The 12,707-nt window shown below is 34.3% G+C and carries 11 protein-coding genes; all 11 read left to right on the top strand.

What is annotated here, in order from left to right; all coding sequences use genetic code 11:
• Nucleotides 1-6 precede the first annotated feature (6 nt).
• The 11 genes from G7B18_RS07860 (at nt 7) to G7B18_RS07810 (ending at nt 12,674) form a co-directional block, all read left to right on the top strand.
• Entirely contained in the window at nt 7-1,146 is a 1,140-nt protein-coding gene (locus G7B18_RS07860) for a DegT/DnrJ/EryC1/StrS family aminotransferase (RefSeq protein WP_240452798.1), read from the top strand.
• Nucleotides 1,133-2,017: a glycosyltransferase family 2 protein gene (locus tag G7B18_RS07855; RefSeq protein WP_164122294.1), complete on the top strand. Its 885-nt coding sequence runs from the start codon at nt 1,133-1,135 to the stop codon at nt 2,015-2,017. Before G7B18_RS07860 ends, G7B18_RS07855 begins: the two co-directional genes overlap by 14 nt.
• A 40-nt stretch (nt 2,018-2,057) precedes the next feature.
• Nucleotides 2,058-3,227, top strand: coding sequence for an O-antigen ligase family protein (locus G7B18_RS07850; RefSeq protein ID WP_164122293.1), 1,170 nt, complete (start codon nt 2,058-2,060; stop codon nt 3,225-3,227).
• 1 nt (nt 3,228) lies between these two features.
• Nucleotides 3,229-5,061 carry an asparagine synthase (glutamine-hydrolyzing) gene (gene asnB, locus G7B18_RS07845; protein WP_164122292.1) on the top strand — a complete coding sequence of 611 codons (1,833 nt, stop codon included), beginning with the start codon at nt 3,229-3,231 and terminating at the stop codon, nt 5,059-5,061.
• Complete coding sequence (locus tag G7B18_RS07840; protein WP_164122291.1) at nt 5,051-6,151, top strand: glycosyltransferase; 1,101 nt, start codon at nt 5,051-5,053, stop codon at nt 6,149-6,151. The genes asnB and G7B18_RS07840 overlap by 11 nt, the downstream gene beginning before the upstream one ends.
• A gap of 216 nt (nt 6,152-6,367) precedes the next feature.
• Nucleotides 6,368-7,687: a DegT/DnrJ/EryC1/StrS family aminotransferase gene (locus tag G7B18_RS07835; protein WP_164122290.1), complete on the top strand. Its 1,320-nt coding sequence runs from the start codon at nt 6,368-6,370 to the stop codon at nt 7,685-7,687.
• Nucleotides 7,677-8,273 (top strand): sugar transferase, encoded by a 597-nt coding sequence (locus G7B18_RS07830; RefSeq protein WP_164122289.1) that lies wholly within the window; start codon nt 7,677-7,679, stop codon nt 8,271-8,273. Before G7B18_RS07835 ends, G7B18_RS07830 begins: the two co-directional genes overlap by 11 nt.
• 30 nt (nt 8,274-8,303) lie before the next feature.
• Nucleotides 8,304-9,410, top strand: a complete 1,107-nt coding sequence (locus tag G7B18_RS07825) for a glycosyltransferase family 4 protein (RefSeq protein WP_164122288.1) — start codon at nt 8,304-8,306, stop codon at nt 9,408-9,410.
• A gap of 82 nt (nt 9,411-9,492) precedes the next feature.
• Nucleotides 9,493-10,374, top strand: a complete 882-nt coding sequence (locus tag G7B18_RS07820; protein WP_164122287.1) for a hypothetical protein — start codon at nt 9,493-9,495, stop codon at nt 10,372-10,374.
• A 93-nt stretch (nt 10,375-10,467) separates the two neighbouring features.
• Nucleotides 10,468-11,520 (top strand): glycosyltransferase, encoded by a 1,053-nt coding sequence (locus G7B18_RS07815; RefSeq protein WP_164122286.1) that lies wholly within the window; start codon nt 10,468-10,470, stop codon nt 11,518-11,520.
• Between the two features lie 53 nt (nt 11,521-11,573).
• Nucleotides 11,574-12,674 carry an NAD-dependent epimerase gene (locus G7B18_RS07810; protein WP_164122285.1) on the top strand — a complete coding sequence of 367 codons (1,101 nt, stop codon included), beginning with the start codon at nt 11,574-11,576 and terminating at the stop codon, nt 12,672-12,674.
• Nucleotides 12,675-12,707: the final 33 nt, after the last annotated feature.

The following is a 12,707-nucleotide window of genomic DNA, read 5'->3' as shown; positions in this document are numbered from 1 at the left end:
CCCAAAATGGAGGAATTTGAAAACTATGTAAAAAGTATTTGGGATCGCCAATGGTTAACCAATAACGGCCCTCTGGTTAATGATCTGGAACTCAAACTCAAGCAGTACCTGAATCTGGATTATTTACTATATGTATCCAATGGGACTACAGCCCTACAAATGGCGATTAAAGCATTGGAATTGAAAGGAGAAATTATCACAACTCCATTCTCTTTTGTAGCGACAACCAATAGTATTTTATGGCAAGGCTGCAAACCGATATATGTGGATATCGATCCGGATACTTTCAATATTGATCCTGATAAAATCGAAGCTGCAATTACCCCTAAAACCTCCGCTATTTTGGCAACCCATGTTTATGGCAACCCATGTAATATTGATGCTATACAAAATATTGCTGATAAATATGGTTTAAAGGTGATGTATGACGCCGCCCATTGTTTCGGAACAAAATATAAAAACAGGTCAGTTTTTGAGTATGGAGATATTAGTACCACAAGCTTTCACGCAACTAAATTGTTTCATACTATAGAAGGCGGAGCTGTCTTTACTAAAAAACCAGAGTTATTAGAGAAAATGGCATTTATGCGTAATTTTGGATACAGTGGCCCGGATACCTTTGCGTTGGTTGGTATTAATGCGAAAAATTCAGAATTTCATGCAGCTATGGGGTTGTGTAATCTGATGCATATTGATACCATTCTAGAAAACAGAAAATCGTTGTCACTTCATTACAGAGAGAACCTGAAAAAATTAAAAGTTAAATTTCAATTAATTGATTCCACTCAGGACTATAATTATGCCTATTGTCCAATTCTTTTTGATTCAGAAGAACTAATGCATGCTTGTCTTGCTAAACTGGAATCGGCAGGTGTATATTGCAGAAGGTACTTTTTCCCTTCTTTGGCAGCATTACCCTTTGTAAATAACAAAACTATGCCAGTATGTGATTCTGTGGTAAAAAGGATTGTTTGTCTCCCTCTCTATGATACACTGACCATCTCCGATTTGGATATGATTTCACGCGTATTATTGAGAACTCAAAAATACCCTGAGAGAACCAGAACCATACATCAACAAAACGGCTTTGGCGAATTGATTGCCAATCGGATAGAAAAAGTCATAAATGGTCATGAAAAAAAATAAACCAGCTATGAAAAGTATTGAAGATGAAGTGATGGTTAGTATCTGCTGCGTCACTTACAATCACGAGAAGTATATTGCACAGGCTATTGAAGGGTACTTAAAACAACAAACGACTTTTAAATTTGAGATTCTTATCGGAGAAGATTGTTCAACCGATAACACCCGAGGAATTGTAGAGGAATATGTACAAAAATACCCAGATAAAATAAAGTTAATCACTTCAGAATCTAATGTAGGTGCTCACAACAATGCGGCAAGGTTGTATAAAGAGGTAAAAGGAAAATATTTGACGCAGTGCGACGGAGATGACTATTGGACAGACCCTTTAAAACTGCAAAAGCAAGTTGATTTCTTAGAACAAAACCAGGAGTATATAATGTGTTGTCATTATTCGAAAAGGATCAAAGAAAATAATGAAATATATTATTTGAACTTAAATCCAAAACCAATAATCTATTCCTTTGAGGATATCCTGTTTAATAATGATTTTGAAACTATACTTGTCTCCGTTCTTTTCAGAAACAGTACCGAAATTAAAGAGATTTACTCGACAGATTGGTTTTTTAAATTTCATGCGCCCGATAGATTTCTTAAACTGTATTTGACATTTGCCTCTGGAAAGAAAATTTATGTTTTACCCGAAGTAATGAGCACCTACAGAAAGCATGCAGGGGGTATCTGGAGTATGTTAAAAGCAAATACTATGAAACAAAAAACACTTGACGACTTATATTTAATTATTAAAATCTTTAAATATTCCAAAGTTCAAAAAGTTAAGTTACTCTTCTATTATTTTAGAAAATATTTTCTGTTTGAAGTTAGAGATCATAGCTTACAAAATGCGTTTAGTACAATAAGAACTATATTATAAGTTGTTAGAAAAATATAATTATGTATTAATAATTTCCGACATGAAATATCTTAAGATTATTATTCTATTCTTAGTTTTCTGCAATCTTCCAAGTTATTTTTTGATTAAAGCAAATGCCACAGTTGGTCAACTTTTAAGCTACAGCACCTTCCTTCTCGTAATCGCTTATTACTTATTTAGTAAAAACAAGAAGCCAATAATTCCGTTTATTGTGTTCGGACTTTTATTCTTTTTGATATCAATACTAGTCAGCACACAAAATGACGAAGGCTATTTAGTAACACTTATTAAGTATTTTATCATTATAGTTATGGGGGCAAGTGTGGTAACCGACACCACAAAAGAGGATATCTATATAGTGCTTTTATTAGGATGTTTAAGTATAATTTTAGAAGCTATTTTTATCGAAGGAATTGGCGGTAGATACAGAGGCTTTTATATAAACCCTAATGCCGCAGGCTATGCTTGTATATTAGGATATTCGCTAAGCTTTTCAATAGATAATAAAAAATTAAAAATCATTGGCCAATTGTTGTTTTCAATTGCTGGATTAGTGACCTTCTCCAGAACTTTCTTATTGATTTGGATATTAATCAATTTGCTGGCTTTGCTAATTAACTATAAAAATGTTTATAAGTTTCTAGCAGGTATTGTTCTATTTGCGCTGCTCCTTTCATTTGGAGATAAACTGGATTTAAGCACGAAAAGAATGCATGCATTCTCAGGTATACTTGAAGGTAAAGTCAATGATGATTTAGCGGAAGAATCTAGAACAGAGACCTGGTCGCACTATTATAATGAAATTTTAAATAATCCAGTTTGGGGTAATGGATACCATTCCTTTAGCGGAGAAATTTTTGGCCCTGAATACAATTCTTTCACGATTAAAAATGGTGTACATAACACATTTTTAATGGTTATCGGTGAAGCCGGCTTTTTTGTTCTTCTCTATTTCCTGTGGATATATGGATCCTTTTTAATTAACGGCGTTAAAATATTTAATGATAATCCGGTAATTTTTCTGATTTCCTTCTCTTTAGTGATGTATATGCTGACAAATCATAATTATTTTGAAAATAACCTTGTATTATTTATTTCAATGTGGCTGTATATACAGATAGATGTGCAGAAAAAAATATATGAAACAAAACACCCAAATATCCATAAGATTAACTATCAGGTTAAATCCCTCAATATAAATGTATTCTAATATGTGTGGAATTTATTTAACTAATATCCCCATTGACGAGGAGTCGGTAAAATTAAAACTGGAGTCCATACAATTCCGAGGACCGGACTATTTAGGCGTTCAAAAAGTATCTGATTTAACTTTTGGGCATTTAAGATTATCCATTTTAGATTTAAATGTTCGTTCACACCAACCGATGACATTTGAAGATCTTATTATAGTGTTCAATGGTGAAATTTATAATTTTCAAGAGATAAAAAAACATTTAACAACTCTAGGGTACACTTTTGACACAACGAGCGATACCGAGGTATTATTAAAAGGTTATAAAGAATGGGGGGCAGCGTTAGTACCTAGACTAAACGGAATGTTCGCTTTTGCGATATATGATAACACATCGAGAAAAATATTTTGTTCACGCGATCGATTAGGTGTAAAACCCTTCTACTACTCGTGGGAGGACGGACAACTTGAAATCTGTAGTCAGTTACGTCCCATATGCCAACACAAACAGATAAGCAATGAAGCTATTTCGATGTATTTGGATTGTGGCTATATTCCTAGCCCATACACGATCTATCAAAATGTCTATAAATTACCTCCGGGAAATAATCTGGAAATTGATCTAGATAACGAAATATATAAGGTTGAGGAATATTGGAACTTAAAGGAAGTAAGCGAAGTGGAATTGTCTTATGATGAGGCCAAAGAGAAGTTGCACAATCTACTAAAAGATGCCGTAAAAATACGACTACAAGCAGATGTGCCTTTCGGTTCTTTTCTTTCAGGAGGTATAGATTCGGCTCTGGTATCCAGTATTGCTTCAAGGATGTCAAAGAATCCCATCAAAACGTTTTCAATAGGATTTGAAGACCCGGAATATGATGAAAGCAAAGTAGCTGCACAATATGCAAAAATTATAGGTTCTGAACATACGGAAACAATTTGTAAAGTAACAGATATTTTGGAAATGATCCCCCAATTGGTAAAAGTATTCGATGAACCTTTTGCCGATAGCTCTGCTCTGCCTTCTCTACTGTTGAATAAGATCACAAAACAATCCGTTACGATGGTCTTGTCTGGAGATGGCGGTGATGAAAGTTTTTTTGGATACAACCATTTTAGATTAGTGCCTTACGCAAATAAAATTACGCTGGTACCGTATTTTTTAAGAAAAATGGCTGCCCGGATGTTGAGTTTTAATGTTTTGGGCGCCCGGGCACTTTCTTATAAAGGAATACTCAATGCCGCTTCAAAATATGATTTTATTGCAGGCATATTTGTTGGATATGATTCGCTCGTAAGGAAGAGACACTTTAAGTGGTTGTCCCATTATAATGGCTATAAAATATGGTCAAAGAATTTATTGCAGGCAACAGCTGATTTAAACATTAAATTGTGGTTAGAAAACGACAGCAATGTAAAAGTAGATCGTTCCAGTATGGCTCATTCAGTAGAAGTAAGAAGCCCCTTTCTGGATTACAACATTATTGAGTTTGCAAGAACGCTGCCTGTATCATTTCGCTACGAAAAAGGCAGAAGAAAAAAGATATTAAAAGATATTCTAAAAGAATATATTCCTGAAGAGGTATTTGATCAACCCAAAAGAGGTTTTGCTGTACCATTAGCAGGATGGATAAGAAATGAATTGCGTAGTGAATTTGAAGAAAATCTAAATGACGATTTTTTACGTCAGATTCCTATTTTAAATGTATCCAGGTTTAAAGATATTTTTAAAAAGCATTTAGAAGGAAAACATGACTATTCGTCTTTTATCTGGAGAGTATATATTTTATCTAAATGGTATCAGGAATTTGGGTTTTATAAAAAAATGGCTGTTGGTTATGAAAAATAAGTTGTTTTTTGTTATTAATAACCTTCATAGTGGAGGGGCAGAAAGGGTGTTATCTATACTGGCAAATGAATTTAGTAAACTAGGCCTGAGCGTTTTTATTATATGTCTTAATGAAGCCGAGCCTGGGTATCAAATCTCAGCTCATGTCAAGATGATTAATTTATTAGAAAAGCGGGGCAAAGAAAATATTTTTAATCGTATTAAATATGCATTACTAATTTTTATACGATTGTCCCGATTGCTGATTAAAGAAAAACCAACTTGTGTTATTTCGTTTATGACCACAGCAAACTTATGGACTGGTTTAGCTTGTTCTTTAATTAATATACCTTTTATAGTTTCAGAACGAACCACTCCTGATCATACGATTAATTCATTCAACTTTTTTTTAAAAAGAATTTCCTATATCATATATAAAAAATCTAAGGCTGTTGTTATACCAGCCAAAGGAATAGAGGTGTGCATTAGAAACCATAAATCTTTTAAAAAATTAAATAATTTTAAAATTATCAGAAATCCATTAAATGTATTTAAATCGCCCTCTGCGATCCCTGTAAACACTAAGAAATTCATCTTAGGTGTTGGTCGACTTTCCTTTATCAAGGGATTTGACCAACTAATTGAAGCGTATAGTAAAATTAAAGCTGAAGATGTTGATTTACTAATTGTTGGTGGCGGAAGTGAATATGAAAAACTGTCCGATCAAATTGAAAAATTGGGTATGCACACTAGGGTTAAACTAATTGGTCCAAAAGATAATCTGCAGGATTATTATAAGCAAGCCGAATTGTTTGTTCTACCCTCCAGAAATGAGGGATATCCAAATGCCTTAATAGAGGCGATGAGTTTTGGCTGTGCTTGTATTGCAATGGATTGTGAGTTTGGTCCATCAGAAATAATACAAAATGAGGCAAATGGAATTTTAATAGAGGCAAATAATATTGGTAAACTTACTTCTGCAATGGATAATTTATTAGCCGATGAAAGCCTTAGAGTAAAAGTTGCCAGCAATGCACAGCTAATAAGTAAAATAAATTCTGTAGAAAATATTCTTCCGCAATGGAAAGATTTAATATTCCATAATTCTTAAAAAAGCTCTTCTTTCCACCTACATGTGATTTTCAACTGCCATACGCCTGCTAGCAAATCCAAACCGAGTGTAACAAGCGCGAAGTAATTACAATCATTCCTGTTTGCGCAGTTTCCGCCAGATGGATTTTTCTTGTTTAAATAATTAGTAATTAAGCACTTAAACTCAGCTTATCTTTATTGAAACAGACATACAACCACATAAAACTCTAGAACTATGAACATTCCATTTTCACCTCCGTTTATTGATCAAACAGTTATTGATCAAGTGGTACAATCACTTCAAGACAAGTGGATTACAACCGGGCCTAAAGTTAAAGCTTTAGAACAAGAAATAGTTAAGCTTACCAATTCTGATGCTGCAGTTTGTGTGAATTCCTGGACATCCGGAGCAATACTGATGTTAAAATGGTTTGGGATTAAAGAGGGGGATGAAGTAATCATACCTGCTTATACGTATTGCGCAACTGCACTAAGTGTTTTGCATTGTGGCGCTACTCCAGTAATGGTGGATATCAGTGATGATTTTTGTATAGATCCTGAAAAGGTAAGAAACGCTATAACTTCGAAAACAAAAGTTATTATAGCTGTAGATATTGCGGGATGGCCATGCAATTATACTGAACTAAAAGCTATCATCCGGGATCCAAAGGTGAATAATATGTTTACTGCAGAATCCGATAAGCAGGAGCTTTTAGGACGGATCTTACTGATCGCAGATGCAGCACATTCTATTGGTGCAACCTATGACGGTTTGTCTTCTGCAAAAATGAGTGATGTAACTATATTTTCATTTCATGCAGTAAAAAACATCACTACGGCTGAAGGAGGATGTATCTGTTTAAATCTTCCCCCTACTTTTAATGCTATTGCTGAATATGAATATCTAAAGATATATACACTTAATGGACAAGACAAAGATGCTCTGGCCAAATCAAAGGGTGGTGGCTGGCGTTATGATATCTTATTTCAAGGGCTAAAAATTAATATGCCAGATATCTGTGCGGCTATTGGTCTGGCACAAATAAAAAAATACAGCAATGAGTTATTGCCTCTGCGTAAAAAAATAGCTTCAAAATATTGTAAGGGCCTGGAACAAATGGAATGGTTTATAAAACCTCCTCTACAGGATGATGAGAGAGAATCATCCCACCATTTGTTTCCGCTAAGAGTATTGGGTATTACCGAAACACAACGGGATCAAATAATTGATGATTTGGCTCAGCTTGGGATAGCTGCAAACGTACATTTCATACCGATGCCAATGCTTACTTATTTCAAAAACCTTGGGTATCGTATAGAAGATTATCCTGTTGCTTATAAGCAATATTCATGTGAAATTTCCTTGCCTATTTATCCTCAGCTTTCAGATTCTGAAATACATTTTATTATTGAATCGGTAATTGCCACCGTACAAATCCAACTAAACAAACCGGCTGTGGTAGAGGTTGAATCTAAAAAGATCAAGAAAACAAGAAGAGCAAATATTCCAACAATGGGAGACGTTTCAACAAGAGCTTTTGGCTATGGAAACTAAACGCATATTTGATATTCTATTTGCCTCATTTGGCTTGATCGTACTTAGTCCGGTTTTTGTCGTAATTGCGATACTCATACTTTTAGATTCGGAAGGTGGAGTATTCTATCGTCAGATTAGGGTAGGAAAGAACGTAGAAGATTTTCCTTTGCTGAAATTCAGAACAATGTACACACACCAAGAAGACCAACAACTACTTACTATAGGTAATCACGATGCTCGTATTACAAAAATTGGACATTGGTTAAGAAAACATAAACTGGATGAATTGCCCCAATTATTGAATATACTAAAAGGCCATATGAGTTTTGTTGGTCCACGCCCTGAGGTTCGTAAATATGTAAATCTTTATAACGATGAACAAATAATGGTACTCTCTGTCAAACCAGGAATTACAGACTGGGCATCAATTGAATTTTCCGACGAATGTGAGCTTTTGGCCAAATCTAATGATCCAGAAAGTTTTTATGTAGAAGAATTAATCCCCTTAAAAATTACACAAAACTTGAAATACATCAATAATCATAATTTATGGATTGATCTTAAAATCATATTTCTGACTTTAAGAAAAATTACGATTGGATAAAGCCGTCAATTTATGTGATTCAAAAAAATAATGAATAAACCAAAAATAGTACACATTATAGGCTCGCTCAGAAAAGGGGGAGCAGAACGATTTGTAGTCGATCTATGCAATGAGTTGGCAAAAACTGATCAGTATGAAATATATTTAATTTCTCTTTGTGATAATGATCCCGATACGACTTTTCTTAGTGAAATTAACGGAAAGGTACACTATTTATCCCTGCACAAAGGTAGAGGGTTAAATTTTCAGGTACTTTTCAAATTGACAACCTGGCTAGTCAAGCAAAAAGCGGATATAGTGCACACACATTTAAATGCTTTCGAATATTTGATTTTGTATAGATTTATGAGTGGTAATTGTAAGTTTTTTCATACGATCCATTCCACAGCCCAAGCTGAATGCCCCAATCTTGCAATTAAGTCATTTCGCAAAACGCTGTACAAGAAGAACACCGTAATTCCCATAGCGGTTTCGAAAGATGGGAGCAAATCATTCAAAAAATATTATGGTTTGAATAATGTTATTGTAATTGAAAATGGTCGACCATTTTTAACCCTCACCGATGAATACCCCGTACTTATTAAAAGATATAAAGAAAATGAAAATTCCTTCCTTTTAATTCATGTGGGAAGGATTATGAAAGTGAAAAACCAGCAGCTATTAATTGAAGCCTTACAAAAGTTTAATGCAAGTGAAGAGAAGAAATGTAAACTACTAATAATCGGTGATCTTCGCGATGAATCCTTATATCAGCAACTTTATACATTGATCAAAGACGACCCTTACATTGAATTTCTTGGAGAGAAGGACAACATAGCTGATTTTTTAAGTATAGCAGACTTTTTCTGCTTATCAAGCTTTTATGAAGGAATGCCTATATCCTTAATAGAAGCGTTATCAGTTGGCTGTATATCCATTTGTACTAAAGTAGGGGGGATTAAAGATATGATTCATGAAGAGGACACTGGATTTTTGAGCAACGATACCAGCGTGGATTCATATTGTCAAACTATAAAGCGAGCCGTTTTCTATCCAGACAAACAGAAGATAAAAGAAAATAGTCTTAATTCATTTAAACAGCATTATCACATAGCAGCTTCCTGCAAGAAACACGTAGAGGCATACTTTATGACTTAAATATTAAATAAATAGACCTCTTTAAGAATTTGCATAATCAGGTTTAGATAATGAAATTCTTGTTATTAAATCTTGATTTAAAATGAATAAAGTAATAGATAGATATTTTGGTGCAGACAAATGGAATATAGGATTTGTAAATCAATCTGCTGAAGATTTAATCCGGAGAAAAAAATTCAATGGAAAAGTGTCGTGGCTCGAGGAGGATAAGGCTCATTATTCAGCGGATCCTTTTGTTGTCAAATTGAATTCCAGTCTTTACATCTACTATGAAGAGCTTAACTTTTGGAAGATTAAAGGTAAAATTTCAAGAATTGAAAATTTTAATTTTGGCACTAAACAAAGAATATCTGGTCTTACACCAAAAGGCATCCATTTTTCATATCCATACATTTTTGAAGAGAAATCAAACTTTTATTGCATTCCAGAGACTGCAGATGCTGGTGAAGTAAGTCTGTATCAGCTTGATCATAAAAACTCTATTGAGTTAAAGAAGAAAAGAGTATTGCTGGAGGGTCCCCGCTATGTAGATAGTTCCATAATCCACTACAAGGAAAAATATTGGTTATTTACTAATATAGATGGAATGCTAAATGACATATACATATACTATTCAGATTCGTTAGAGGAAGAGTTTAAGCCACATGCATTAAACCCCATTCCGGTAAGTACGAAAAATTGCAGAGGGGCAGGAAACTTATTTGTAGTAAATGGACAACTTTATCGCCCAACGCAAAACTTAGAAATCCGTTACGGGGGATCCATAATTATAAATAAAGTTTCTGATCTTTCTGAACTTTCATTTAAATCCGAACCTGATTTTGAATTATTGCCCGAAGAACCTTACCTGGAAGGCATGCATAACATCAGTTTCGGAAACGATGTGATTGTTGTAGATGGAAAGAGAAGAACACATTCACCAATTACTCCTGTACATAGATTATTAAAAAAAGTTCTTTACTAAAATACTAGCCCTTATTAGAGCATAATATTAGTTGAGAAATTCGACTATTTTCAAAGGATGGATAGGGTTTCAAATAGACTATTGTTTGTATCAATGTCTGATACTGCAGGAGGAGCGGAAAATATCCTACGCATGGTAGCAGGTGTAACAGACAGTCCTTTAATCTTCCTGAAACATATATTTAACTCCCGACTATTCATACCCAACGAACAGAAGGTAAAACACTTAACGCAAAGGTCTCTGTTAATCGGCTTTTTAAAACTTGTTAAAGAGCTCTATCCTTACAGAAGAGAGTATACGATCATGAGTACACATCCTTATCTTAATTCATATTTAGGCATGCTCAAACGTGTTGGATATATAAAGTCAAACCTAATTGTCCGTGAATGCACTTCGGTATTTACCCGTTATGCAGGTATCAAAAAATTAAGCTATCAGATAGCTTATAAATTAGGTTATCCGGCAGTTGATTTAATCGTATGCCAAACAGAAATTATGCGTAATCAGCTGTTAGAACAAAATAAATTTATTCCAAACGGTAAGGTTGTAGTAATAGAAAATCCGATCGACCTAAATCATATATTAAAAAAAGCTAGAGAGTCCATAGGTGAAAATCTGGTAGATTCAGAATTTATCTGCTCCGCTGGCAGGCTGATTCCAGAAAAGGGCTTTTCAATATTAATTCATGCATTTGCAAATATTGCGCAAGAGCATAAGAATCTAAAGTTATTGATATTAGGAGAAGGCAGAGAAAGGAAAAACCTTGACGCTTTAATCAGAGAAACCGGTCTGGAAGAAAGAGTAATCCTGATGGGACATGTTGACAATCCCCTACCCTATTTTAAAAAAGCAAAACTATGTGTTGTTTCATCGATTAAAGAAGGTTTTCCAAATGTTTTACTTGAAATGATGGCCGTAAATGATTCCATCGTTTCAACCCTTTGTGCGGGCGGAATTGAAAAAATATCTTCTATTCTAAAAGTTGAACCCAATAATATAAGCACTTTAACATCAGCTATGAAGTTTGCTCTCGCTGATTATCCTATTCAGAAAAACAACAGAAGAGAAGATTACCTTAAAGATCGTAGTCCGGAGTTATTTATTAGTTCCATTCTGGAGGAGGTTCGCCGAGTAAATAGCTTATAACTTTTAATAAGAATAATCAAATAATCTATAATTCATCTATAAACTTAATTGTTATGAAAGTATTGGTTACAGGTACAGCCGGCTTTATAGGATTTCATTTGGCCAAACGTTTATTAGAACGAGGAGATACAGTTGTGGGGATCGACAACATCAATGATTACTACGATGTCAACTTAAAGCACGACAGGCTCATAGAAACCGGAATAAACACGACAGAACTTGAATACGGAAAAGTAGTAAAAAGCACCAAATATCCAAACTATACGTTCATGAAATTGGATATCTGTGATAGTGTAGAATTAACGACTTGCTTCAAATCTTTCCAGTTTGACGCGGTATGTAATCTAGCTGCGCAAGCTGGTGTGAGGTATAGTATCACAAATCCCGAAGTTTATATAGATACCAATATCAAAGGATTTTTGAATGTTTTAGAATGCTGTAGAAATTTTAAAATTAAACATTTACTTTACGCCAGTTCATCGAGCGTATATGGACTAAACAAAACAATGCCTTTTTCTACACATGAAAGTGTAAATCATCCCGTTTCTTTATATGCTGCTTCTAAAAAAAGTAATGAATTAATGGCTCACGCATATAGCTACTTGTTTAATTTGCCAACAACGGGTTTAAGATTTTTTACAGTTTATGGTCCTTGGGGTAGACCAGATATGGCTTTGTATATCTTTACTAAAGCAATAATGGAAGGTGAAAAAATAGAAGTTTTCAATAGCGGAGAGATGAGCAGAGATTTTACATATATAGACGATATTATTGAAGGAATTGTTCGGGTAATTGATGCTCCTGCACAAGCAGATCCAAATTGGAATGCGAAAAGTCCTGATCCTGCCACCTCAAAAGTACCTTATGCAGTGTACAACATTGGAAGAGGAGAGCCAGTAAGTTTGTTGAAATTTATTAATGAAATCGAAAAATATACTGGTCTTAAAGCGAATAAAGCCTTTTTGCCAATGCAGGCCGGAGATGTAGCCGAAACGTCTGCTGATATTAATGACTTAACGAATAAGCTTCATTATCAACCAATAACAAGTGTGGGGACTGGAGTGAAAAATTTTGTAAACTGGTACAACAATTATTATACAGAAACTTATCAAAACCAGACAAATATTACACAAACCGCAAATGGTTTGTCATAATATTGTAACATAAACTTTTTTAACAACTTCAAT

This window comes from Sphingobacterium sp. xlx-130 (genome assembly GCF_011007405.1).
Classification (GTDB): Bacteria; Bacteroidota; Bacteroidia; order Sphingobacteriales; family Sphingobacteriaceae; genus Sphingobacterium; species Sphingobacterium luzhongxinii.
This window is presented reverse-complemented; position numbering and strand designations above follow the sequence as displayed.